Source organism: Rhodanobacter koreensis (genome assembly GCF_054782855.1).
Genome location: NZ_BAAGRR010000011.1, coordinates 65,025 through 87,423, shown reverse-complemented (window position 1 = coordinate 87,423; position 22,399 = coordinate 65,025). Strand labels below are relative to the sequence as shown.

The 22,399-nt window shown below is 64.5% G+C and carries 22 protein-coding genes and 1 pseudogene; 8 read left to right on the top strand and 15 right to left on the bottom strand.

Annotated features, from left to right (window positions below; all coding sequences use genetic code 11):
• Positions 1-4: 4 nt before the first annotated feature.
• The 8 genes from ACYVKM_RS12715 to ACYVKM_RS12680 form a co-directional block, all read right to left on the bottom strand.
• Positions 5-334, bottom strand: a complete 330-nt coding sequence (locus tag ACYVKM_RS12715) for an EF-hand domain-containing protein (RefSeq protein ID WP_460877981.1) — start codon at positions 332-334, stop codon at positions 5-7.
• Entirely contained in the window at positions 334-936 is a 603-nt protein-coding gene (folE, locus tag ACYVKM_RS12710) for a GTP cyclohydrolase I FolE (RefSeq protein WP_460877980.1), read from the bottom strand. The genes ACYVKM_RS12715 and folE overlap by 1 nt, the downstream gene beginning before the upstream one ends.
• Before the next feature lie 81 nt (positions 937-1,017).
• Positions 1,018-1,596, bottom strand: a complete 579-nt coding sequence (locus ACYVKM_RS12705) for an FUSC family protein (RefSeq protein ID WP_460877979.1) — start codon at positions 1,594-1,596, stop codon at positions 1,018-1,020.
• Positions 1,593-3,146 carry a DNA recombination protein RmuC gene (locus tag ACYVKM_RS12700; protein WP_460877978.1) on the bottom strand — a complete coding sequence of 518 codons (1,554 nt, stop codon included), beginning with the start codon at positions 3,144-3,146 and terminating at the stop codon, positions 1,593-1,595. Before ACYVKM_RS12700 ends, ACYVKM_RS12705 begins: the two co-directional genes overlap by 4 nt.
• 66 nt (positions 3,147-3,212) lie before the next feature.
• Positions 3,213-4,385 (bottom strand): class I SAM-dependent rRNA methyltransferase, encoded by a 1,173-nt coding sequence (locus tag ACYVKM_RS12695; RefSeq protein ID WP_460877977.1) that lies wholly within the window; start codon positions 4,383-4,385, stop codon positions 3,213-3,215.
• A 94-nt stretch (positions 4,386-4,479) separates the two neighbouring features.
• The gene (locus ACYVKM_RS12690; RefSeq protein WP_460877976.1) at positions 4,480-4,917 is read right to left on the bottom strand and encodes a hypothetical protein; all 438 of its coding nucleotides are present in this window, start codon (positions 4,915-4,917) and stop codon (positions 4,480-4,482) included.
• Positions 4,918-4,986: 69 nt separating this feature from the next.
• Positions 4,987-5,985 carry a serine/threonine protein kinase gene (locus ACYVKM_RS12685; RefSeq protein WP_460877975.1) on the bottom strand — a complete coding sequence of 333 codons (999 nt, stop codon included), beginning with the start codon at positions 5,983-5,985 and terminating at the stop codon, positions 4,987-4,989.
• A complete protein-coding gene (locus ACYVKM_RS12680; RefSeq protein ID WP_460877974.1) occupies positions 5,928-6,368 on the bottom strand; it encodes a hotdog fold thioesterase in 441 nt (146 codons plus the stop codon). Before ACYVKM_RS12680 ends, ACYVKM_RS12685 begins: the two co-directional genes overlap by 58 nt.
• Positions 6,369-6,422: 54 nt before the next feature.
• Here ACYVKM_RS12680 and ACYVKM_RS12675 point away from each other — a divergent pair, with 54 nt between their 5' ends.
• Positions 6,423-7,505: a 2Fe-2S iron-sulfur cluster-binding protein gene (locus tag ACYVKM_RS12675; protein WP_460877973.1), complete on the top strand. Its 1,083-nt coding sequence runs from the start codon at positions 6,423-6,425 to the stop codon at positions 7,503-7,505.
• Positions 7,506-7,564: 59 nt separating this feature from the next.
• On the opposite strand, the gene ACYVKM_RS12670 is transcribed toward ACYVKM_RS12675, so the two are convergent.
• The 3 genes from ACYVKM_RS12670 to ACYVKM_RS12660 all read right to left on the bottom strand — a co-directional run bounded on the left by ACYVKM_RS12670 (position 7,565) and on the right by ACYVKM_RS12660 (position 9,045).
• The gene (locus ACYVKM_RS12670; protein WP_460877972.1) at positions 7,565-8,011 is read right to left on the bottom strand and encodes a rhodanese-like domain-containing protein; all 447 of its coding nucleotides are present in this window, start codon (positions 8,009-8,011) and stop codon (positions 7,565-7,567) included.
• Between the two features lie 91 nt (positions 8,012-8,102).
• Positions 8,103-8,516 (bottom strand): hypothetical protein, encoded by a 414-nt coding sequence (locus ACYVKM_RS12665; RefSeq protein WP_460877971.1) that lies wholly within the window; start codon positions 8,514-8,516, stop codon positions 8,103-8,105.
• Positions 8,517-8,571: 55 nt separating this feature from the next.
• Positions 8,572-9,045: a YiiD C-terminal domain-containing protein gene (locus ACYVKM_RS12660; RefSeq protein ID WP_460877970.1), complete on the bottom strand. Its 474-nt coding sequence runs from the start codon at positions 9,043-9,045 to the stop codon at positions 8,572-8,574.
• 89 nt (positions 9,046-9,134) lie between these two features.
• Between ACYVKM_RS12660 and ACYVKM_RS12655 the strand changes: the two genes are divergently transcribed.
• From ACYVKM_RS12655 to ACYVKM_RS12640, 4 genes are all read left to right on the top strand, one after another.
• On the top strand, positions 9,135-9,905 hold the full coding sequence (locus tag ACYVKM_RS12655; RefSeq protein ID WP_460877969.1) for a uroporphyrinogen-III synthase: 771 nt from the start codon (positions 9,135-9,137) through the stop codon (positions 9,903-9,905).
• A 56-nt stretch (positions 9,906-9,961) separates the two neighbouring features.
• On the top strand, positions 9,962-11,107 hold the full coding sequence (locus tag ACYVKM_RS12650; RefSeq protein WP_460877968.1) for a uroporphyrinogen-III C-methyltransferase: 1,146 nt from the start codon (positions 9,962-9,964) through the stop codon (positions 11,105-11,107).
• Positions 11,104-12,360 (top strand): heme biosynthesis HemY N-terminal domain-containing protein, encoded by a 1,257-nt coding sequence (locus tag ACYVKM_RS12645; protein ID WP_460877967.1) that lies wholly within the window; start codon positions 11,104-11,106, stop codon positions 12,358-12,360. Before ACYVKM_RS12650 ends, ACYVKM_RS12645 begins: the two co-directional genes overlap by 4 nt.
• A 305-nt stretch (positions 12,361-12,665) precedes the next feature.
• Positions 12,666-13,433: a hypothetical protein gene (locus ACYVKM_RS12640; protein ID WP_460877966.1), complete on the top strand. Its 768-nt coding sequence runs from the start codon at positions 12,666-12,668 to the stop codon at positions 13,431-13,433.
• A gap of 107 nt (positions 13,434-13,540) precedes the next feature.
• Here ACYVKM_RS12640 and uvrD read toward each other — a convergent pair whose 3' ends face one another.
• The 3 genes from uvrD to polA form a co-directional block, all read right to left on the bottom strand.
• Positions 13,541-15,736 carry a DNA helicase II gene (gene uvrD, locus ACYVKM_RS12635; RefSeq protein ID WP_460877965.1) on the bottom strand — a complete coding sequence of 732 codons (2,196 nt, stop codon included), beginning with the start codon at positions 15,734-15,736 and terminating at the stop codon, positions 13,541-13,543.
• Between the two features lie 72 nt (positions 15,737-15,808).
• Positions 15,809-16,027 carry a hypothetical protein gene (locus ACYVKM_RS12630; RefSeq protein ID WP_460877964.1) on the bottom strand — a complete coding sequence of 73 codons (219 nt, stop codon included), beginning with the start codon at positions 16,025-16,027 and terminating at the stop codon, positions 15,809-15,811.
• Positions 16,028-16,339: 312 nt separating this feature from the next.
• Positions 16,340-19,123 (bottom strand): DNA polymerase I, encoded by a 2,784-nt coding sequence (gene polA, locus ACYVKM_RS12625; protein ID WP_460877963.1) that lies wholly within the window; start codon positions 19,121-19,123, stop codon positions 16,340-16,342.
• Between the two features lie 237 nt (positions 19,124-19,360).
• Between polA and ACYVKM_RS12620 the strand changes: the two genes are divergently transcribed.
• Together ACYVKM_RS12620 and ACYVKM_RS12615 are read left to right on the top strand one after the other, a co-directional pair.
• Positions 19,361-19,864 carry a DUF2782 domain-containing protein gene (locus ACYVKM_RS12620; protein WP_460877962.1) on the top strand — a complete coding sequence of 168 codons (504 nt, stop codon included), beginning with the start codon at positions 19,361-19,363 and terminating at the stop codon, positions 19,862-19,864.
• Positions 19,865-19,936: 72 nt separating this feature from the next.
• Entirely contained in the window at positions 19,937-20,368 is a 432-nt protein-coding gene (locus ACYVKM_RS12615; protein ID WP_460877961.1) for an EamA family transporter, read from the top strand.
• 15 nt (positions 20,369-20,383) lie between these two features.
• Here the strand turns inward: ACYVKM_RS12615 and ACYVKM_RS12610 are convergent.
• Positions 20,384-21,092 (bottom strand): annotated as a pseudogene (locus ACYVKM_RS12610) (glutathione S-transferase).
• A 226-nt stretch (positions 21,093-21,318) separates the two neighbouring features.
• Here ACYVKM_RS12610 and ACYVKM_RS12605 point away from each other — a divergent pair.
• Positions 21,319-22,329 carry a bile acid:sodium symporter family protein gene (locus ACYVKM_RS12605; RefSeq protein ID WP_460877960.1) on the top strand — a complete coding sequence of 337 codons (1,011 nt, stop codon included), beginning with the start codon at positions 21,319-21,321 and terminating at the stop codon, positions 22,327-22,329.
• The last annotated feature ends 70 nt before the right edge of the window (positions 22,330-22,399 follow it).

The window sequence follows — 22,399 nt, the reverse complement described above, 5'->3', positions numbered from 1 at the left end:
ATCTTCAGCCCTGTGGCGGCGCGGTCAGTTCCTGCGCATTGAGGTAACCGTGGTGGTGGCGGTCGAGCTTGTGGAATTGCCGGCGCAGATTGCCCTGGTATTCCTTCAGCGTGATCGGTTTGCCGCGGCCGCCGGGCAGTTCGCTGGTTTCCAGTACACCATCGTGGTTGGTGTCCATGCGCTCGAAACCCTGGCTCATGTAGGCCACGTATTCGGCCTCGCTCACCTTGCCGTCGCCATTGGTGTCGAACAGCTTGAGGTAATCCGCACGCGAATCCTGCGCGAACGCGACCAGCGGCAGGAGCAGGGCCGCAGCGATGACGAGGCGACGCATCAACGACTGCTGCCGTGGATGCCGATGAACTGCAGGAATTCCGCGCGGGTGCGCGCGTCGTCGCGGAAAGTGCCGAGCATCTGGCTGGTCACCATCGACACGCCGCGCTTGTGCACGCCACGGGTGGTCATGCATTCGTGGCTGGCGTCGACCACCACCGCCACGCCGGCCGGCTGCAGGGTTTCCTGGATGCAGTGGGCGATCTGCGCGGTGAGTTTCTCCTGCACCTGAAAGCGGCGCGCGAAACCCTCGACCACGCGGGCCAGCTTGCTGATGCCGACCACGCGGTTGGTCGGCAGGTAACCCACGTGGGCGCGGCCGATGATCGGTGCCATGTGGTGCTCGCAGTGGCTCTCGAACTCGATGTCGCGCAACACCACCATCTCGTCGTAGCCCTCCACTTCCTTGAAGGTGCGGCGCAGGTAGTCGCCAGGATCGGACTCGTAGCCGGAGAACCAGTCGCGGTACGCCTTGACCACCCGCTTCGGCGTGTCGAGCAAGCCTTCACGTGCCGGATCTTCACCGGCCCAGCGCAGCAGTACACGCACGGCATCTTCGGCCTGTTGCTGGGTGACGCCGGTGTCCGGTGGCTGCTTGCTCATGGGGAGTCCTTGGGGGTCAGACAGAGCGATAGTGTAGCGGCCGCACTCGTCGATGGAATGGCGAGCCCTTTATGGGGCCCTTTATCGGGAGGGGAGTTTGTCGAACAGGCGCCGTTCCAGCACGCCGAACGCGAGCGTGACCAGCAGCGCAGCGGCAGCCCCCAGGGTGACTTCGCCGAGCCGGAACAGGGCGAACTGCCAGAACGCACCACTGTGAGGTACCAGCATGATGATCGTGGTGGTGATGCCGCTGATGCGGCCGGCCGCACCCAGGTCGAACACCGAGCAAAGCAGCATGCCGGCGATCACCGCCAGTACGTAAGCCAGGTAGTGATCGTGCCCGAGCATGGCGGCGCCCAGCCCGATCAGGCCACCGATCATCGCGCCGACAAACTGGTCGCGCGAAGAACTGCGCACTTCCGCGTAGCTGCTCTGGCTGACCGAGATCGCGGTGATCGCGGCCCAGAAACCTTGCCCGAGGCCCAGTTCGAGGGCGGTGAAATAGCCCAGGCTCGCGGCGAGCACGGCGCGTAGTGCATGGACCAGACCAACAATCAGGCGGTCGCGTGGCGGCAACGCCTGTCGCAGCCGCGCAAGTTCATCCGTCAGCAGATCGAGTCGGCGACGATGCTCGGTCAACGGTCGTCGCGGTTCGTTCATGCTTCCTCGTCAGCTTCGTTATCGGTGTCGCTGCTGTCGTGCTCAAGTCCGCTATCAAGAGAATCAGTCGGTTTTGTACCATCGCTATTCGAGGAGAGTCTCTTCGGCATGGACTTCTTCGGTTTGATGCCAAGGTCGCGCAGTTGCTCGGCCTGACGCACCAGACCATTCCTGGGGTTGATCAGTGCTTTCTCGGCTGACTGCGCAGCTATGGTCGCCTTGCCAAGTGCATCGTTGATGGACACGACATGCTCGCTGAACCGCACAGCGGCGTCGTACATCAACCCTCCACGCTTGACGATCTCTTCCATGCTGCGTGTTGTTTTGTCCACACGCCAGATGTACTCGATTGTGCGCAGAACGGTAAACAACGTATTGGGTGACACGAGGGCGACGTGACGTTCGAGAGCGTATTGAGCAAGATTGGGATCGGCTTCGCTTGCAGCCATTAATGCGCTTTCGATAGGTACAAAGAGAAGTGTGAAGTCCACACTTTTTAGGTTGTAAAGCGAAGGGTAGTTTTTCTTTGACAGATCTTGGATATGCCTTTTGATAGATGCTGAATGATCGTCCAGGGCCGCCATGCGTACTTGTTCATCGCCGCTTGAAGAGACGAAGCGCTCATAGGCAACCAAAGAGACTTTCGCATCAATTACGATGGAACGATCTTGCGGAAGGTCCAGCACGACGTCAGGAACGCGTCGCTCATCGGTGCCTTCGACTTTGTGGCTCACCTGGGTCCGGAACTCCATACCTTCGCGTAGCCCGGCTAGTTCCAGAATACGTTGCAACACTGCTTCCCCCCATATGCCGCGCGTCTTGCTTTCACCGCGCAAGGCATTCGTAAGGGATTGGGCTTTGGCGCCTATATCCTGGTTCAACTTCGTAAGCTCGAGAATCTGAGCGATCAGACCTGCTCTTGCAGCGACATCCGCTTCGCGCGCGGACTCAACCTTGCCTTTGAAATCCTTGAGAGTCTCGTTGAAGGGATCAAGCAACGTGGAAAGAGTGGATCTCTGTTGCTCTGTCAGCTTTGCGCCCTTCTCCTCGAGCAAGGTATTGGCCATGATTTTGAACTCTTTGGCCATTTCCTCTTTCGCGCCTGCAAGTAGCGTGGTTGTTTCGATTTCCCGCTGTTTTGCGGATTTCACTTCCTGCTCAAGTCGTGCATTGGATTCGAGAAGTGCGCCTTTACTCTCGACAATGTTTTTATTGGTAGCGGTTAGCTCGATGAGCTGAGCATTCGCCACCGCAAGGGCTTTTTCGACCGCGTCCAACTGGCTCGATTTGCCGGCCAGATCTTCACGTTTGGCGGTGATTTCTTCGGTCGCAGCGCGCATTTCCAATTCGAGAGCCTGGGCGCGTTCCGCCTGCGCTTGCGCTCGTGCGAGTTCTGATGAAACTTCGCGCAAACTCGCATTGGCATCAACCAGGGCTTTCTGCGAATCGTCGTAACTCCGGCGTCCTCGCAGCAGCGCGATCACTTGCAGCACGCCAGCCACAAGCACGGCGATGATGAGAACAATCAACAGCATTTCAGTGGCAGGCATAAGAGAATCCAGTGATGCAGACTGCGAGTTTACGCAAGGCTGTCTCGCCCGCTGCGATCAGGTCGCTCAATCCACGCGGCAGAACACGGCCTTGAGGTAACGCCCTTCCGGTACATCGGTGCGGAACGGATGGTCGGCACCGGCGCCGCGCACTTCCAGTACCTGAATCTCGCGTCCGGCATTCAGTGCCACGCGGCGCAGCATTTCCAGGAATTCGCTTTCGCCGACCAGACCGGTGCACGAGCAGGTCAGCAGCAGACCGCCGGGCGGGATGATGTCCAGCGCCATGCGGTTCATCGCGAAGTACTTCTTCAGCGCATCCATCACCTTGCTGCGATCGCGGGTGAGCTTGGCCGGATCGAGGATTACCGCGTCGTACTGTTCGCCGCGTGCCACGGCCGCACGCACCCAGTCGAAGATATCGGATTGTTCGAACGTCACCGCAACGTTGTTGGCGGCGGCGTTGGCGCGGGCGACCTCCAGGATACCCGCATCCAGATCGACGCCGACCGCTTCGCGCGCGCCGGCGGCCATCGCATGCACCGCGAAACCGCCGGCGTTGCAGCACAGGTCGAGCACGCGGCGGCCCTTCGCCAGTTCCGCGAAGCGGCGGCGGTTGTCGCGCTGGTCGGCGAAGAAGCCGGTCTTGTGGCCCGAACCCGGTGCGGCGTGGAAGCGCAGGCCGTGCTCGTGCACCTCGAACGCGGCGGGCACGTCGGGGCTGCGGCAATCGAACGATTCCTGCTTCTGCACATGCGATTCGGCGAACCAGTACAGCTGCGCGCCGGGGAAGTGGCTGAGCAGCGAGGCATGGATCGCCTCGCGGAAACGCCACATGCCAGCGGCGAAGTATTCGATCACCAGGATGTCGGCGTAGCGGTCGACAATCAGCCCGGACAGGCCATCGCCTTCGCTGTGCACCACGCGCCAGGCGTCGCTGACCTGGTCGAGCTGCAGCCAGTCGCGACGCAGCTGCACTGCGCGGGCGATGCGCGCGGCGATCCAGTCGGCGTCGATGATGGAAGCTGGATGTGTGTCCAGCAGGCGCAGCGCGATGCGCGCATGTCCGTTCCAGAATGCGCGGCCGACAAAGCGCCCTTTGGCGTCGTGAACCTCGACCAGGCTGCCCGGTGGCAGTTTCTGCTCCGGCTTGTAGATCTGCGCCGACCATACCCACGGATGGCCCGGGGCACGATCGGATTTCAGGCGGATGACAGGTAACGCAGCAGGAGTATTCATCTGCGCATGATAGCTGGTGGCTGCGATTCCCCTCCCTGCGACCAAAGCGGAGTCCTCTTTTGGGGCTTTGCAGGGAAGGGAGCGAAGCGCTGTGTCAGCGCAGGCGCAGCGCCAGCCATGACAATAGTGCCAGCAGGTTGATGCCGAGCCGCGAAACGGACGGGCCGGCTGCCGCCAGCACGAAGCCCTGGCTACCGAAGTACCAGTCGATGCCGAGTCGCGGCGCGGCGTGCAGCGTGGCGAACACATTCACGAAGGCGCCGCAGTGCAGCCCATAGCTGAAGAACGGGAGGGCGATCAGCGGCAGCTGCAGCAGTTGCGCCCAGCCGGACATGCGCACGCCGCGGTCGCTGCCGTCGAGCAACTGCACGCCGGCGGCCAGCACGAATCCGTACAGCGCCAGACCGAGCAGGGCGATCAGGCTTTCGTGGGCCGGACCGAACGGCAGCAGCCGATGCAGCATCGCCGCCACGCCATACAGGCCGCCGGCGATTTCGAGGATGCCGATCAGGCGGAACAGGATGGTGCGCATGCAGGACTCCGATGGGGAAGGATGGAAATTGTAGGAGCGCACCCTGTGCGTTCTTGCTGGATATGGCGATTATTCAAGCTCGTCGGCCAGTTCGTGCAGGTCGGCGATGTGCTGCTCCCACCAGCGTGATTCGGCGGCGAACGGGAAGGCGGCGGGGAAGGCCGGGTCATGCCAGCGTGCGGCGATCCAGCCGGCGTAATGCAGCTGGCGCATTGCGCGCAGGGCAGGGACCAGCAGCAATTCGCCGTCGTCGAAATCGCGGAACTGGCGGTAGCCGTCGAGCACGGCATCCATCGCGCGCTCGTCGCCGGCGAGCATCCACAGGTCCTGCACGGCCGGGCCGGTGCGCGCGTCGTCGAGGTCGACGAAGTGCGGGCCGTCGTCAGTCCACAGCACGTTGCCGGGATGGCAATCGCCGTGCAGGCGCAGTTGCCGCACCGGGCCGACCGCTTCAAGGCGCGATGCGATGGCGGCATCGAGACGCGTCGCCGCCGCCCGGTATTTCGTCTGCAGCGATGCCGGCAGCAAGGACGACGCAAGCACTGCCTGCATCGGTTGTTGCACCATCGTCTCGCGATCGAGCCGGCCGCGATGGGCGAACGGCTGGCGCGCGCCGACCACGTGCATGCGCGCGATCAGCCGGCCCAGCCATTGCAGTTGATCGAGGGCCTCCAGTTCCGGTGCACGGCCGCCGCGGCGCGGGGTCAGCGCATAGCGGAAGCCCCCGTGGAACAGCAGAGTGCGCCCGCCGAACACCAGCGGTGCGACTACCGGCAACTCGGCCGCCGCGAGTTCCTGGGTGAACGAGTGCTCCTCGATGATCGCCGCGTCGCTCCAGCGGCCGGGTCGGTAGAACTTCGCAATCACCGGCTGCATATCTTCCAGCCCGACCTGCCATACCCGGTTCTCGTAGCTGTTCAGCGCGAGCAACCGGCCATCCGGCCACAGGCCGCAGGTGGCGACGGCGTCGAGCACCAGATCGGGGCTGAGGCTGGCGTATGGCGTGTCGTTCAACGCGGCGCCACGACGCGCGCCGGAATCACCGCCATGGTGATGCGCGAGATGCATACCAGCGCACCTTCATCGCTCTCGATGCGGATCTCCCAGACCTGCGTGGTGCGGCCAAGATGCAGCATCTTCGCGGTGCCGGTGACGGTGCCGCTGCGCACGCCGCGGACATGGTTGGCGTTGATGTCGAGACCGACCGCCAGCTCCTTGTCCGGATCGAGTGTGAGCATCGCCGCGGTGCTGCCCAGCGTCTCGGCCAGCACCACCGAGGCACCGCCGTGCAGCAGGCCGTACGGCTGGTGAGTGCGATGATCGACCGGCATGGTGCCCTGCAGCCAGTCGTCGCCGATCGCGCTGATGCGGATGCCGAGCGTCTCCATCATGGTGTTGGCGCTCCACGCGTTGATGCGCGCGAGGTCGGCAGGCTGTTTCCAGATGCTCATGGTTGATTCCTAGATACCGGGCCCGCATTGTTGTCCGCCGCGATCGCAACGACAATGCACCTGGTGTTTACCGTTACCCTCAAATCCTCGGACCGCCAGTTTTCGGTGGCTGCCGGTGAAACCGTGCTGGAAGCGGCGCAACGGGCGGGTGTGGCCTTGCCGTACTCCTGTCGCGCCGGCGTCTGCGGCAGTTGCAAGGCGACCTTGCTGCAGGGGCATTGCGAGTACCCGCGCAACCCGCCGCTGGCGCTGAGTGCCAGCGCGCTCGCCCATCAAGCAGTGCTGTTGTGCCAGGCGGTGCCCACCAGCGACCTGCTGCTGGAGGCGCGTGAGGTGACCTCGGTGGAGGACATCGCGCGGCGTCAGCTCGGCATGGTGGTGACCGACAAGTGGTCGCTGGCAGCGGACGTGATCGGCCTGCGCCTGCTGCCTGCCCACGGCGAGCGCCGGCTCAACCGGTTGCCTGGCCAGTACCTGGATGTGTTGCTGGAGGACGGCAGGCGACGCCCCTTCTCGGTCGCCAACGGCCCGCAGGCCGACGGCATGATCGAACTGCATGTACGGCATGTGACGGGCGGCGGCTTCACTTCGTGGGTCAACGATGTGCTGAAGGTGGGCGACCACTTGCGCATCGAGGGGCCGCTGGGCACCTTCGTGCCGCGTGAGGATTCCGAGCGGCCGATGCTGTTCATGGCGGGTGGCACTGGTTTCGCGCCGGTCAAGGCGATCGTCGAGCATTTCATCGCGCTGGGTACACGTCGGTCGATGCAGGTCTACTGGGGCGCACGCACGGCGGCGGATCTGTACCTGCGCCCGCTGGCCGAGCGCTGGGCGAGCGAGCTGCCGAACCTGCAGTTCCACCCAGTGGTGTTCGATTCGGAGCAGGCGGCTGGCCTGCGTACCGGTCTGGTGCACGAAGCGGTGCTGGCGGATCAGCCCGACCTGTCCGGCCACGACCTGTACATGAGCGGGCCGCCGGCGATGATCGATGCCGCCCACCCGTTGTTCCTCGATGCCGGCCTGCCGGAGGACCGACTGTATTACGACTCGTTCGAATACGCACCGGACGTGCTGGCGCAGATCATGGCCGGTCGCGCGGGGATCCACGACAGCGGAGAAGTGAGAGAAAAAGAGTGAGGAGTGAGAGAAGAGCCGCGCTGTGCATGCCTTCTCTCACTCCTTTCCACTCGTTCCTGCTACTTGTTGCCTTTGGCCACGGGCAGCTGCGCCGCATGCCACGCCAGCACGCCGCCACCGAGCGTATGGACCTTGCCGAAACCGGCCTTGACCAGGCGCTGTGCGGCCTTGACCGAGTTGCCACGACCATCCTTGTCCATCACCACGACGGGCAGTTCCTTCGCCTTGGTCAGATCCTTGTTTTCCGGATCGAACTGGCTCATCGCCACGTGCTTCGCGCCCGGCACATGCATCTTTTCGAAATCCGCATAGGCGGACAGATCGATCAGCAGCGGGTTCTCGCGGTTGATCAGCAGGGTCAGGCCAGCCGGAGTCAGTTCCCTGGTCTTGCTGAACAGTTCGGCGATCTGCATGGCGATCAACGCCACCAGGAGGATCGCGAACAGGGCCACGAGGGCCACATGATTGCCGATAAATTCGGGCAGCTTGTGCAGGAAATCGTTCATCGTCAGTCCACAGTGCCTTGATCGCACCAGCTCGGGTAAACCGTCGATTATACGGGCACCGCGCGGCTGGAAGGGGCGGGTGGCGGTGAACTCAGTCCTGGGTGATGTCCGGCAACCCGCTGATCAGCCACCAGTGCTTGGTTTTCTCGTCGTACTGCCAGGTCTGGTGGTCGACGATGCTGCGCTCGGTCTGGGTATGGATGTTGACCAGGCTGATATGCACGGTCTGCTGGACTTTGCCTTTGCCGGCCGGGAGCGGTCCGTTGCCGTCGTCGTAGTCGCTTACCTTGACCTGCTTGTAGCGCGCGATGTCCAGCGCGCTCAGCGGATGCTTTTCGCGGATATCGGGATCGATGAATTGCGCAGCGCTCTGGAAATCGCCCCAGCGCAGCGTGCTCGCATATGCATTGAGTGTGGTGGTCAGTATGTCACCCTGTTTCTGGGTGGCGCAGCCGGCCAGAAACAGCACGGACAGCAAGGCAAGAATGCTCAGGATACGGCGCATGAAGGTTGCTCCCGATGAAGACCGGCCCATTCTGCCTCAACCGGGTTGTCGAGGTTCACTTGCGCCGCTTGGCGACGAAGCGTGCGCTCAGCGTGGCGGCCGGCTTGCCGTCATTGCCGGGCACCACGCAGGCGACTTCGATGCGTGCCCTGCCGCGTGCGTTCAGTGTGTTGAAGAACGTGACCCAGTCGGCGTCGGCGGCCAACCGCGCCTCGCTGCGAAAGTCCTGCCACAGCGGCGTCAGGTAGCGCACGCTGGATTCGGCCACGAACACATCGCAGTCATGGCCTTGCCGGCGCAGTGCCAGTTCCACCAGCGCCCAGCCGCTCAGTGTCATCAGGCTGACCAGGCTGCCGCCGAAGGCACAGCCCTTGTCGTTGACGTTCGGGGCCAGCGGCGCGAGCAGGCTGAGCATGTCGTCGCTGGATTCGCCCAGCTGCAGATCCATCGTGTGGGCCAGCGGAATCTCGTCGCGGATGAACCGGATCAGCTGCTGCGCCTGGGTGGTTGCGTCGTCGGTGGTGCTCACGTTGATCGGGTGCCTTGCTGAAAGAATGACCTCCCAGTGTAGGGCGACCATTACACTGGGGCCATGACCATGACGAATGCGATGCGCGGATGCAGCGGCAAACCCCGGTAGACAACGCGGGTCTGTGCGGTCGGGTCGTGGTGATCACGCGTCCGGCCGGTACCGCCGCCGCCCTGACGCGACGGGTACGTGGCCTGGGTGGCGTGCCTTTGTTGCTGCCTGGACTGACGTTGCGTGGCGTCGCCGACGAGGCCGCGGCACGCAAGGGCCTGCGGGCAGTGTTGCAGGGCGACGTACTGGTCTTCACCAGCCCGGCGGCCGTTCGCTTCGCCGCGATCCTGGCACCGTTGCAGACAACGGCCACGGTGCTGGCCGTGGGCCACGGCACCGCACGGGCGTTGCGCCGGCACGGTATCCGCATGCCGCTGACGCCGTCGCAGCAGGATAGCGAAGGCCTGCTGGAACATCCGGCCCTGCATGACCTGCGTGGCCGCCGCGTCGGCCTGATCGGTGCCGCCGGCGGTCGCGGCCTGCTGCGCGAGCAGCTGGTCGCGCGTGGTGCGCAATTGCACGAGCTGCATGTCTATCGGCGCGTGGCGCCGCGGCTGGATCGCCGGCATGTCGATGCGCTGATGGTGCTGCCGTCCTCGGCGCAGGTATTGCTGTCCAGCGCGGAGGCGTTGCACAACCTGCAGCAGCAGCTGCCGGCAGCTGCATGGGCGCGGCTGTGCACGGCAACTGCGGTGGTCAGCAGCGAGCGGCTGGCGGCGGTCGCTCGCGACAGCGGTTTCTCGCGCATCGTGCTGGCCACCTCGGCGCTGCCGGCCGATCTGCTTGGCGCTGCCATGCGCGTGGGTTGAGCCTCTTCACGCCACCTTGCTACGAACGCGGGCGTATGGGCTGTTAGCATGCGCGCATGAGCAACGTAGACAAGCCCAACGAGTCCGCCGCGCCCGAGGGCGCCCGTCCCGATGCGATGCCGGTGCGTCCGGTGCGAACCGCGCCCGCCACGCGCGAATCGCGCCCGCGTGGCGGCGGCAGTCTGGCGCTTGCCTTGCTGCTGGCCCTGATCGCGCTCGGCGCTTCCGGCTACGTCGGCTGGCGCCAGTGGCAACAGGAACAGGGCAACGCTGCCGACAGCCGGAGCGTGACCGGCCTGCAGCAGCGCGTCGCCGCGCTGGAAACCACACTGACCGGTGTCAGCGGCGAACGTACCAGCCTCAACCAGCGCCTGAACGACGCGGCGGCAGTCAACCGTTCACTGCGCGAGGAGCTGCTTGGTCAGGCGGAGCGCACGCGCAATCTCGAGGACGCGGTGGCGAAGCTCGCCGAGAAGAGCCTGTCCGGGCACGATGCGATGCTGCTGGATGAAACCGAATCGCTGCTGCGCATGGCCAGCGAGCGCTATACGCTGTTTCACGACGCGCAGGGTGCTGCGGCTGCATATGTACTGGCCGACCAGGCCCTGGCGGCGGTCAACGATGGTGCGTTCTCCGGCGTGCGCCAGGCCATCGACGCCGAACGTGACGCGCTGGCGAAGAGCCAGCCGGCCAGCCAGGCCAGCGCCCTGCAGCAACTGACCGAGTTGCGCGGCGCACTGGCCACGCTGCCGTTGAAGCCGCTCGACACCGCGAACGTTGTCCAGATGCCGGATACCTGGTCGCGCATCCGCCATGCGCTGGCCAGTGTGGTCAGCGTGCAGCGCGACAACGGTGCACCGCTGGCAGTGGCCGATGCGCGCTTTGCCCGCGAGCTGGCCGAACTGGACCTGGCGCAGGCGCAGATCGCGCTGATGGCGTATGACGGCCCCGCGTATGCGGCCGCGCTGCAACGGGTGGACATTGCACTGGCGACCCAGTTCGACGGCAGCACGCCGGCCGTGCAGCAGGCGCACGCCACGATCAAACAGCTCGCCGCCGCCTTGCCCGCGAAGGCCCCGGTACAGCTCGGTGCCGCGTTGAGCGAGTTGCGCAACCTGCGTACCGTCCATGCATTGAAACCGGATGCCGCCCCTGCCGCCGCCAGCGGCACGACAAAGCCAGCAGCCGGAGCCAGGCCATGAAGTTGTGGCGCTGGATCCTGCTGCTGGTGATCGTTGCCGCGCTGGCTGCGTTCGGCTGGCATTGGGTGGCGGTGGATCCCGGTTATGTGTTGCTGCGGCTGCGCGGCTGGCGCGTGGAAACCACGGTGGTGGCGGCCGTGCTCATCCTGTTGCTGGCGTGGGGTCTGCTTACCGCGCTGTGGCGTCTGCTGCGCTGGCCATTCGGCGCGTTCTCGCGGCGGCATCGGCGACTCAGCCAGCAGCGCATGGGCGAGGGGCTGATCGCCCTGATCGAGGGCCGTCATGGCGACGCCGAACGCGACCTCAACCGCGCCTCGCGACTTGACAGTCTGCGCGGTCCGGCGTTGCTGGCATCTGCCGAAGCGGCCTCGCGTCGTGGTGAACACGGTCGTGCGCTGGAAGCGCTGAACCAGGCCTCGCAAGCCGCACCGCAGGCATCCCGTGTACTGCGCGCTCGCGTGCTGCGCCGCGAAGGCAAGCCGGGCGAGGCAGTGGCGTTGCTGGCGCCCGAATCCGACAAGGGCACGCTGACTCCCGGAGGCTGGCGCGAGCTGGCCTTGGCAGCGCTGGCCAGCGGCGATATACGGCGCGCCCGCGAGGCGCTCGATCCGCTGCAGAAAAGCGGCGCACTTGGCAGCCGCGCCTACGCTGCGCTGGAAGCGAAGGTACTCGCCGCGACGATCAACGCCGCGCCGGATGGCGCCGCACTCAACACGCTGTGGTCGCAACTACCGAAGGCGCAGCGTCGGGTGCCCGCGGTGATCGACGCGTATGCACGTCGCGCGGCCGGCTTCGGCCTGATCCTGCCGGCGATGGATGAAGTCGAATCTGCCTTGCGCCGCGAATGGTCGCCATTGCTGATCGAGACCTACGGCACGCTTGGCGGCGACGATATCGAGGCACGCCTGCGCCGCGCCGAAGGCTGGTACGACGGCCATCCGAATGACGCGGTGCTCCTGCTCACGCTCGGCCGCATGTGCGTGCGGCTCAAGCTGTGGGGCAAGGCGCAGCAGCATCTCCAGCGCTCGCTGGCGTTGGCCCCAAGTGCCGGCGCGTGGGAAGCGCTCGGCGACAGCTTCGCCGGTCAGGGCGACGTCGAGCAGGCGCAACGCTGCTACCGCAACGCGCTGGCGTTCATCCGTGGCGAGGCGGTCGATGCGCTGCCGCCAGACAGCCGCGGGACCCGCCTCGATACCCAATCGATCGCGGTCGAGGAACGTGACCAGCACGGTGTGCCGCGGTTGCGCGGGTAGATGCATTGGAGGCGCAACAACCGCGTCCTGAATCTCATCGGCATCACCTCCGCTGCCTGGTCAGGCTTCAGCGTGCTGCGTCGATCGGTTGAATCCTCGACCCATTGCTGACATTCGCGGTCGGTCGAGCCGGGCGACTTGGCGGGTGCGGGCTTCATGGCGCAATCTCCACGCAACCGGGAGCGGTCTAGGGTCCGCTTGTGCGCACGGTGTTGTGCCCGGAACCGGCCACCGTGATCTTGCACCTCATCGCCGATGGGCTCGGTATTAAGATACGGCTGCGAGGGTCACGTTGGAGCAACACGATGACTGCTGCAGGCGTATCCGTGAAGAGCTGGGTTGGCCCCATGGCATGCCTGTTGGCGTGCTGCTGGTGGAATGTCGCCGCTGCCGGTCGCTTCGATGCATTGCCGCACGAGACAGTCACGGATCCAACCCGCAACTACTTGCCGGCCAAATACTACGAACGCATCGCGTTGGATGCCATGCATCGCAAGGACTATGCGGATGCCGTGAGCGCCTACAAGGAAGCCGCGTACTGGGGCAACAAGGTAGCTCAATACGATCTCGGCGAAATCTATTTTCACGGCATGGGGAGCATCCCCGCAGACCGCGCGCGCGGTGCCGCGTGGCTTGGCATCGCTGCCGAAGAACACGAGCCCAATTACGACAAGGCATTGGTCAGCGCGTACGCGGAACTCAGTCCTGACGAACGCCGGCGCGCAGACGGGATCTGGAAAACACTGGAGGCCGTCTACGGCGACAGGTTCACTCTCGCGCGGGCGACCCAGCTGTTCGAGCGAAGCTACCGTGCTGCGCGCCTCGGATCCGCGACCACGGAAGACGATCCCACCGCTTACGTCTTCTCGACCAGCGGTTTCAACCCTGCCGGAACGCCCATGGGCAATGCCGCCCTGATCTCCGAGTTGAACGCGACAAGCATGCGGACCAGCGTATCCTCCGAAGCGAATTTCTGGTCGGCGCGAAAACAGGAGTTCGACAAGTTCATCACCAGTCAATTCGGGCACGTCGACGTCGGGCCTCTTGAGCCGGTTCCGGCGCCGAAAAAGTGACCAGTGCGCTGATGGCGAGGCCGCTGTTTCTATGGGCCTGAATCCGTCTCGCTGCTGGCGGCGCAAGATCAGGTGTCGTGGCCAGCGACAAGGCACTTGGTGCTGACCTACAGCGGCGTCAGGTTCGCATACGCCGCCACCAGCCACTTGCTGCCGGCGCCTTCGAAATTCACCTGCAGCCGCGTATGCGCGCCGCTGCCTTCGGCGCTGAGCACCACGCCTTCGCCGAAGCTGGGGTGGCTGACGCGCTGGCCGAGTTTCACCGGCAGGGCTTCTTCGAGCGATGACGATGTTTCGCGCGAGCGACCGGCATACATCGGTCGGGTGACCTGTACGCGCGGGCGGACTTCGTCGATCAGTTCGGCGGGCATTTCGCCGAGAAAACGCGAGGGTCGTGCCAGCATTTCGGTGCCGTGCATGCGGCGTGATTCGGCGTGGGTGACGACGAGTTTCTCGCGGGCGCGGGTGATGCCGACGTAGGCGAGCCGGCGTTCCTCTTCCAGCCGGCCCTCGTCGTCGACCGAGCGCTGACTGGGGAACAGGCCTTCCTCCATACCGACCAGGAACACCACCGGAAACTCCAGGCCCTTGGCCGAGTGCAGGGTCATCAGTTGCACGCAGTCGTCCCACGCCTCGCCCTGGTTCTCGCCGGCTTCCAGCGCGGCGTGCGAGAGGAAGGCCGAAAGTTCGCCGAGGCCGGCTTCGATATCGTCGGGTGTCAGCTCGAAGCGGCTGGCGACGTTGACCAGTTCGTCCAGGTTATCCACCCGCGACTCGGCATTGCCGCGGCTGTCCTTCTCGTAGAAGTCGCGCAGGCCGGTGTGGGTGATGGCGTGGTCGATCTGCTCGGCCAGGTTGAGCGCTTCATCATCCGATTGGCCGACGAAAGTACGCGCCATCTCGTCGATCAAGACGAGAAAGGCTTTCACCGCATTCTTCGCGCGGCCGGCCAGCTCACTGCCACTGGCCAGTTCGACGAGTGCCGCTTCCCACATCGAGGTATTGTCGCCGCGTGCGCGACGACGCAATGCATCGAGTGTGCGATCGCCGATGCCACGCGGCGGGGTGTTCACCGCGCGCTCGAACGCGGCATCGTCATGGCGGTTCGCGCTGAGGCGCAGATAGGCCAGCGCATCCTTGACTTCGGCACGCTCGAAGAAGCGCTGGCCGCCATAGACGCGGTACTTGATGCTGTGCTGGGTCAGCTGTTCCTCGAAGTTGCGCGACTGCGCGTTCGAGCGATACAGGATCGCGCAATCCTTCGCATGGCCATGCTCGGCGATGTATTCGCGGATGCGCTCGATCACGAAGCGCGCCTCGTCCTGCTCGTTGTAGGCGGCGTACAGCGCGATGCGCTCGCCGTCCTCGCCCGCCGTCCACAGCTGCTTGCCGAGGCGGCTGCCGTTGCGCTGGATCACGCTGTTGGCGGCCTTCAGGATGGTCGAGGTGGAGCGATAGTTCTGTTCCAGCTTGATCGTCCTGGCGCCGGGGAAATCGCGCAGGAACTGCTGCACGTTCTCCACCTTGGCGCCGCGCCAGCCATAGATTGCCTGGTCATCGTCGCCGACCACGAACACCTGGCCGGTGCTTCCGGCGAGCACACGAATCCACGCGTACTGCAGCGTATTGGTGTCCTGGAACTCGTCGACCAGCAGGTAACGCCAGCGCTGCTGGTAGTGCTCCAGCACGGCCGGGTTCTTCAGCCACAGTTCGTGCGCGCGCAGCAGCAGCTCGGCGAAATCGACCAGTCCGGCGCGCCGGCAGGCATCTTCGTAGGCCTTGTAGATGTTGACGAACGTATGCGTGACCGGATGGTCGCGATGCTCGATGCTGTCCGGGCGCTTGCCCTCGTCCTTCCAGTTGTTGATCTGCCAGCTGGCCTGGCGTGGCGGGTACTTCGCGTCATCCAGCCCCAGTCCGGCGACCACACGCTTGACCAGGCGCAGCTGATCGTCGGCATCGAGGATCTGGAAGGTTTCCGGCAGGCCCGCCTCGCGCCAGTGCCGCCGCAGCAGCCGATGGGCGATGCCGTGGAAGGTGCCGACGGTGAGGCCCTGGGTTTTGCCGGGAATGAGCGCCTCCAGTCGTGCGCGCATCTCGCCGGCGGCCTTGTTGGTGAAGGTGACGGCGAGGATCGCCCACGGCGGCACGCGTTCGACCTGGTTGAGCCAGCCGATGCGGTGGGTGAGTACGCGGGTCTTGCCGGAGCCGGCGCCGGCCAGCACCAGGTAGTGGCCGGGCGGAGCGCAGACCGCTTCGCGCTGTGCGTCGTTGAGCGGGTCGATCAGGTACGAGACATCCATCCTGTCAATTGTAGCGGGCCACAAAAGAAAACCGCCGGGCAGGCGGCGGTTTTCTGTGCATCGGATGGCGGTTTAACGCTTGCTGATGAAACCGCCCACCGCCAGCAGGCCGCCGACCACGATGCCGGCGATGCCCACCCATTGGGGCACGCCCTTGTCATGGGTGGCCGTTATCTTGGCCGAGCCGACCTGCAGCAGCGTATCGGTGTCCTGGTAACTGGCGTGACCGGTGACGACCCAGATGCCGGCGACCAGCAAGATGATGCCGACGATGATCAGTCCTGCGCGCATGGAGGTTCCCCTTGATGGATGTGCGTCGAGTATGCCGGTTGCAGGTGTGCACAAAAAGTACAGGTCGATCGCATATGAAAATGGCAGGCAAAAAAAGGCCCCGAAGGTTAGGGGGAACCTTCGGGGCCGGGCGGACGCGAAAACCCAGGGGAGGAGGTTCGCGCCCGTGGCTGCTCAGGGAGGTGAGCCTGCCATGGATGCCGTTGCGTGCATCCGAAGACTTAGATGCGGATGCACCGGGAAAGTTTCAACCTCTGGCGAAAAAATTTAGTGCCGGTTCATTTGATGAAACCTTAACGCGAGGGCCTGGCCTCAGTGCGCCTCGTCCCAGTTCGCTCCCACCCCGACATCGACCAGCAACGGCACCGCCAGTTCCGCGGCGCCGGACATCCGGGCGATCACGGCGGCGCGCACCTCGTCGATTGCATCGTCGCGCACCTCGAACACCAGTTCATCGTGCACCTGCATCAGCAGGTGCACGTCGTCGCGCCCGTCAATCCACGCGGCCACGGCAATCATCGCGCGCTTGATGATGTCGGCCGCGCTGCCCTGCATCGGCGCGTTCACGGCGGCGCGCTCCGCGCCCTGACGCAGACCCTGGTTGCGTGAGGTGAGGTTTTCCAGATACAGCCGGCGGCCGAAGATCGTTTCGACATAACCGTCGCGATGTGCCTGCTCGCGGGTGGCGTCCATGAAGGCGCGCACGCCCGGATAGCGCGAGAAATAACGCGCCATGTAATCGCTGGCCTCGCCACGGTCGACGCCAAGCTGGCGCGCCAGCCCGAACGCGCTCATGCCGTACATCAGGCCGAAGTTGATCGCCTTGGCGGCACGGCGCTGGTTGGTACTGACTTCTTCCGGTTTGAGACCGAATACTTCCGCGGCGGTGGCGCGATGCACGTCGCCGCCTTCACGGAACGCGCGCAGCAGGCCTTCGTCGCCGGACAGGTGCGCCATGATGCGCAGCTCGATCTGCGAATAGTCCGCGGCCAGCACCTTCCAGCCGGGCGGCGCGATGAAGGCTTGGCGGATGCGTCGCCCTTCCTCGGTACGCACCGGGATGTTCTGCAGGTTCGGGTCGGACGAGGAGATCCGGCCGGTCGCCACCGCGCCCTGGTGGTAGCTGGTGTGCACGCGGCCGGTGCGCGGATTGACGATGCCGGACAGTTTGTCGGTATAGGTGGAGCGCAGCTTGGCGAAGCCGCGATAGTCGAGGATCAGCCCCGGCAGCGCATGGTCGTCGGCGATCGCCTCGAGGGCTTCCTCGTTGGTGGATGGCTGGCCGGTCGGTGTCTTCAGCTTTGCCTGCAGGCCAAGTTCGTCGAACAGGATCGCCTGCAGCTGCTTTGGCGAATCCAGGTTGAATTCACGCCCGGCCAGGGCCCAGGCCTGTTGCTGCAGTTCCAGCATGCGCTTGCCGAGTTGCTGGCTCTGCTTGCGCAACTCGTCGCCGTCGATCAGCACGCCGCGCCGTTCCATCGCAGCCAGCACCGGCACCAGCGGAATCTCGATGTCCTCGTAGACCTTGCGCAGCGTCGGCACGCTTTCCAGCTTCGGCCACAGTGCGTGATGCAGGCGCAAGGTGACATCGGCGTCTTCGGCGGCATAACGACAGGCGGTGTCCAGATCCACCTGCGAGAACGAAATCTGCTTGGCACCCTTGCCGGCAACCTGTTCGTACTTGACCGTCTCGTAGCCGAGGTATTTCTTCGCCAGCGAATCCATGTCGTGGCGTGTCGCGGTGGCGTTCCACACGTAGGACTCGAGCATCGAGTCGTGCTTCAGCCCCTGCACGGCGATGCCGTAGTGCGACAGGATGTTGATGTCGTACTTCGCGTGCTGGCCCAGTTTCGGCCGGCCGGCGTCCTCGAACACCGGTTTCAGCGCGGCCAGCACCTTGTCGCGATCCAGCTGCTTGGGGGTGCCGGGATAATCGTGGCCGAGCGGTATGTAGCAGGCTTTGCCCGGCTCCACGGCGAGACTGAGGCCGACGATGTCCGCACGCATCGCATCGATGCTGGTGGTCTCGGTGTCGAAGGCGATCAATTCGGCGTGGTGAAGTTTTTCCAGCCACGCGTCAAGTTGTGACGAGGTGGTGACCAGTTCGTACTCGCCGGCGAAGGAAAGGTCCGATGTTTCCGGGGAGGCGACTTCAGTGGTGACGTTCTGGTTCGGGCTATCCGCCATAGTCTTGCCACTGAGGTCGCTCCCGCTTGGGTTGTCGTGTCCGGAGGGATTCCCGGCTGCCGACGCTGCATTATCCAGCTCTTTCAGCGCTGCCTTGAACTCGTAGCGGGCATACAGCTCGCGCAGTTGTGCAGTGTCCGCCTCGCGCTGGGCCAGCTCGGTGGGGCCGAGTTCCAGCGGCACGTCGGTCTTGATCGTCACCAGTTCACGCGACAGCGGCAGCTGCGGCAGCGCAGCGCGCAGGCTCTCGCCGATCTTGCCGCCGATCTTGCCGGCGTTCGCGATCACGCCGTCCAGCGTGGTGTATTCGGCCAGCCACTTGGCGGCGGTCTTCGGGCCACATTTGGGCACGCCCGGCACGTTGTCGACGGTGTCGCCGGTGAGCGCGAGGAAGTCGATGATCTGCTCCGGCCGTACGCCGAACTTCTCCATCACCCCGGTGCTGTCCATCACCGTATTGCTCATGGTGTTGACCAGGGTGACGTGCGGGTTCACCAGTTGCGCCATGTCCTTGTCACCGGTGGAGATCTCGACCTCGATGCCGAGTGCCTGCGCACGCACGGCCAGCGTACCGATCACGTCGTCGGCCTCCACGCCGGGTACGCGCAGGATCGGGAAGCCCAGCGCGCCGACGATTGCCAGCATCGGCTCGACCTGCGCGCGCAGGTCGTCCGGCATCGGCGGACGGTTCGCCTTGTACTGGTCGTACAGCGTGTCGCGGAAGGTCGGGCCGGGTGCATCGCTGACAAACGCGAGATAGTCCGGTTTCGCCTTCAGCGTCGCACGCAGCATGTTGACCACGCCGAACAGTGCGCCGGTCGGCTCGCCATGGGCATTGGTCAGCGGTGGCAGCGCGTGAAATGCGCGATACAGGTAGGAGGAGCCGTCGATCAGGATGAGTTTGGGCATGAGGTTTGCTGACCTAGAGCGAAGCAGGTCGCGCCGGGAGCTGCTTGCCGGCGAAACCAAGGAAGAGTGAGGGAGTGTATGTCGATACACGACCGAATGATGGCGCAGGATCGCTGGCAAGCGGACCCGGTCTGCTTCGCATGGCCAGACACCCCGCATTCTCGCATGCGGCAATCCGCTTCACGGAAGCTGTGCGAAGGCGCTGCTATGCTTTGCCACCCGATCGAGGTTGCCGCCATGAAAATCGCTGCCTTGCTGGCTGCCGCCAGCGCCCTGTTCGCTTCGAGCCTGCTCGTGTCGAACGTTTCTGCGCAGTCCATGTCGGCCAGCGTGCCGCCACCGCCAGGCATCAATGACCCTGGCGTGAAGGCGGCGGCATCCCCAGCCCCCGCCCCCGCGTCGCAGAACAGCAACCCGATGACCCGGGAGCCGCCGCCCCTGCCGGAGGTGCAGGGTGCCGCGCCGGGTGGCAGGGAGGCGCAGTTGCCACAGATCCGCGTGCGCCAGGAGGGCGACAACACCATCCAGGAGTACAGCCACAGTGGGCAGGTCTACATGGTGGTGGTTACCCCGAAGCACGGGCTGCAACAGACCTACATGGTCGATCCGCAGGGGCGATTGATCGACGAGCACGGCAAGCGAGAGGTGGCACCGGCGATGTACAAGGTGCTGGAATGGGGCAAGAGCAAACCGGCCGCCGAGGATTCGTCGCAGACGAATCCGGATGAGAACAGTCATTGATCCTTGAATGTCGCCGTCGGCGGGCAGCGCGGCGTGGCACAACGGGCTGTATGTCGAGCGGAGAACAGCACGATGCAACTGCGTGAAAGCTGGCTGCTGTTTGCCCTCGGCTCGGCGCTGTTCGCCGCATTGACGGCACTGTTCGGCAAACTCGGCGTGGTCGGCATCAATTCCAACCTCGCCACCTTCATTCGCACCATCGTGATCCTGATCGTCACCGCAGGCATCCTCAGCCTGCGTCAGGAATGGGCCAAGCCAAGCGGGCTGCCGCTGCACAGCTGGCTGTTCCTGGTGCTGTCCGGCATCGCCACCGGGCTGTCGTGGCTGTGCTATTACCGCGCGCTGCAGCTGGGCCCGGTGAGCAAGGTCGCCCCGATCGACAAGCTGAGCGTGGCGATCGCGATCGTGCTGGCGCTGGTATTCCTCGGTGAGAAACCGAGTCTGCCCTTGCTGATCGGCGGTGGCCTGATCGTGGCCGGTGCGATGGTGATAGCACTGTTCTGAAGGCCCGTGCAGCGTTCAGCGCGAAGCATCCAGTTCACGATAGTGGCGGAATGCCGTCCTCGTTGAAGGCCAGCCGGCGCGGCGAGGCCAGGTAGGCGGCGATGCGTGGTCGTTCGGCGACTTGCGCGGCCAGTCCGCACAGATGCGGCCGCTTGCGGCGCAGCCGGCGCATCGCAAGTGGAAAGGCGTAATCGAGCCCGCTCATGATCTGGAACAGCGAAAGATCGACATAGGAATGCCTGGACAGCGCATGCCGTCCATCGCTGCGTATCAGCGCGTTCTCGAAGTAATCGAGGTACTTCGGCAACCGGTGCTGGCGGAAGTCTTGCGCGCGTTGCCTGGCGGCGACGCGCTGGTCTTCGTAGTACAGGCAACTGGCGATCGGGTGGTGGGTGTCGTGAACCTCGACGACCAGATCGGCGATGGTCAACTGCAGCTGGTGCGCATAAAGCGAGGCGGCGGCACCTGCGGGCACCAGTTTCAGCCGTGGCGCCAGGTAAAGCAGAATCGCAGCGGTTTGTGCGATCACCGTGCGTCCCGCCTTGAGGAAGGGCGGTGCGAACGGCAGCGCGCCGGCTCGTTCGCCCTCAAGGAACGGCATGATCGCCGCGTCGCCCAGGTCGCGGGCGACATCCGCATATTCAGCCCCGGCATCTTCCAGCGCCAGTCGCACGAACTCACCCCGTCCCTGGATGCCGGACCAGTAGTAGAGCTGGTAACGCATGACGTTCTCCGGTGGTTGCCGTCGAGATTAGATGCGCGAGGTTCAAGACGATGTGAGCGATCGGTTCGTCGACAAGTTCGTGGAGTCTCGCCGAGATCGGCTCGGCCATGCGCAAGACGTAGATCCTGGGCACAAGACAAGACGATTTGATTTATCAGCCATGGAACGGTGCAATAGCCACTGCTCACTTTCCGCGCCGTCGTTCCGGATGGCAGGCCTATCGCCGATGCTTCGTCGTTTCCTCCCCGATCACTTCACCTGCGCGCTGCTATGCACCGTGCTGCTGGCCAGCATGCTGCCATGCCGTGGCGCGGCAGCACCGGTGTTCGGCGTGCTCACCGATGTGGCGATCGCGCTGCTGTTCTTCCTGCACGGCGCCAAGTTGTCACGCACGGCGGTGGTCGCCGGCATCACGAACTGGCGGCTGCACCTGACCGTGCTGACCAGCACCTTCGTGCTGTTCCCGTTGATGGGGTTGCTGCTGCGGCCGGTACTGTCACCGCTGGTGACGCCGGACCTGTACCTGGGCGTGCTGTTCCTGTGCACCTTGCCGTCGACGGTGCAGTCGTCGATCGCGTTCACCTCGATCGCGCATGGCAATGTTTCCGCGGCGGTCTGTTCGGCCTCCGCTTCCAGCCTGCTCGGCATCTTCATCACGCCGCTGCTGGTGGGCGCGCTGCTGGAGTCACACGGGTCGGGCGGCATGTCGGGGGATGCGGTGGGTGGCATCGTGCTGCAACTGCTGGTGCCGTTCGTGGCGGGGCAGGTGGCGCAACGCTGGATCGGTGGCTGGGTGCAGCGGCACAAGCCGCTGGTCGGCCTGGTCGATCAGGGTTCGATCCTGCTGGTGGTCTACACCGCGTTCAGTGCAGCCGTACTGGAAGGGCTGTGGAAACAGGCACCTCTGCCGGTGCTGCTGGGCTTGTTGGTGATCAATGCCGTGTTGCTGACGCTGGCGCTGCTGATTACCTGCTACGGCTCGCGCACGCTGGGTTTCAGCAAGGAGGACGAGATCACCATCGTGTTCTGCGGTTCCAAGAAGAGTCTGGCCAGTGGCGTGCCGATGGCCAAGGTACTGTTTGCCGGCCATCCGCTGGGCATGATCGTGCTGCCGATCATGCTGTTCCACCAGATCCAGTTGATGACCTGCGCGGTGCTGGCGCGGCGCTATGCGCGGCGGCCCTCGACGGGAATAGTCGTGCCATTGGCCGAAACGGACATCGCGCCCGCCGATTGAACCCATGCCCGACTTGCCCGATTGATTTCCGTCACTTTCAGTGACGATATTGCCGAATTTACTTCCGGCA

What these genes read in the sequence shown, in the direction of transcription:
- ACYVKM_RS12715 (WP_460877981.1), bottom strand. Translation starts at nt 334, where the DNA reads ATGCGTCGCCTCGTCATCGCTGCGGCCCTGCTCCTGCCGCTGGTCGCG.
- folE (WP_460877980.1), bottom strand. Translation starts at nt 936, where the DNA reads ATGAGCAAGCAGCCACCGGACACCGGCGTCACCCAGCAACAGGCCGAA.
- ACYVKM_RS12705 (WP_460877979.1), bottom strand. Translation starts at nt 1,596, where the DNA reads ATGAACGAACCGCGACGACCGTTGACCGAGCATCGTCGCCGACTCGAT.
- ACYVKM_RS12700 (WP_460877978.1), bottom strand. Translation starts at nt 3,146, where the DNA reads ATGCCTGCCACTGAAATGCTGTTGATTGTTCTCATCATCGCCGTGCTT.
- ACYVKM_RS12695 (WP_460877977.1), bottom strand. Translation starts at nt 4,385, where the DNA reads ATGAATACTCCTGCTGCGTTACCTGTCATCCGCCTGAAATCCGATCGT.
- ACYVKM_RS12690 (WP_460877976.1), bottom strand. Translation starts at nt 4,917, where the DNA reads ATGCGCACCATCCTGTTCCGCCTGATCGGCATCCTCGAAATCGCCGGC.
- ACYVKM_RS12685 (WP_460877975.1), bottom strand. Translation starts at nt 5,985, where the DNA reads ATGCATCTCGCGCATCACCATGGCGGTGATTCCGGCGCGCGTCGTGGC.
- ACYVKM_RS12680 (WP_460877974.1), bottom strand. Translation starts at nt 6,368, where the DNA reads ATGAGCATCTGGAAACAGCCTGCCGACCTCGCGCGCATCAACGCGTGG.
- ACYVKM_RS12675 (WP_460877973.1), top strand. Translation starts at nt 6,423, where the DNA reads ATGCACCTGGTGTTTACCGTTACCCTCAAATCCTCGGACCGCCAGTTT.
- ACYVKM_RS12670 (WP_460877972.1), bottom strand. Translation starts at nt 8,011, where the DNA reads ATGAACGATTTCCTGCACAAGCTGCCCGAATTTATCGGCAATCATGTG.
- ACYVKM_RS12665 (WP_460877971.1), bottom strand. Translation starts at nt 8,516, where the DNA reads ATGCGCCGTATCCTGAGCATTCTTGCCTTGCTGTCCGTGCTGTTTCTG.
- ACYVKM_RS12655 (WP_460877969.1), top strand. Translation starts at nt 9,135, where the DNA reads ATGCAGCGGCAAACCCCGGTAGACAACGCGGGTCTGTGCGGTCGGGTC.
- ACYVKM_RS12650 (WP_460877968.1), top strand. Translation starts at nt 9,962, where the DNA reads ATGAGCAACGTAGACAAGCCCAACGAGTCCGCCGCGCCCGAGGGCGCC.
- ACYVKM_RS12645 (WP_460877967.1), top strand. Translation starts at nt 11,104, where the DNA reads ATGAAGTTGTGGCGCTGGATCCTGCTGCTGGTGATCGTTGCCGCGCTG.
- ACYVKM_RS12640 (WP_460877966.1), top strand. Translation starts at nt 12,666, where the DNA reads ATGACTGCTGCAGGCGTATCCGTGAAGAGCTGGGTTGGCCCCATGGCA.
- uvrD (WP_460877965.1), bottom strand. Translation starts at nt 15,736, where the DNA reads ATGGATGTCTCGTACCTGATCGACCCGCTCAACGACGCACAGCGCGAA.
- ACYVKM_RS12630 (WP_460877964.1), bottom strand. Translation starts at nt 16,027, where the DNA reads ATGCGCGCAGGACTGATCATCGTCGGCATCATCTTGCTGGTCGCCGGC.
- polA (WP_460877963.1), bottom strand. Translation starts at nt 19,123, where the DNA reads ATGCCCAAACTCATCCTGATCGACGGCTCCTCCTACCTGTATCGCGCA.
- ACYVKM_RS12620 (WP_460877962.1), top strand. Translation starts at nt 19,361, where the DNA reads ATGAAAATCGCTGCCTTGCTGGCTGCCGCCAGCGCCCTGTTCGCTTCG.
- ACYVKM_RS12615 (WP_460877961.1), top strand. Translation starts at nt 19,937, where the DNA reads ATGCAACTGCGTGAAAGCTGGCTGCTGTTTGCCCTCGGCTCGGCGCTG.
- ACYVKM_RS12605 (WP_460877960.1), top strand. Translation starts at nt 21,319, where the DNA reads ATGCTTCGTCGTTTCCTCCCCGATCACTTCACCTGCGCGCTGCTATGC.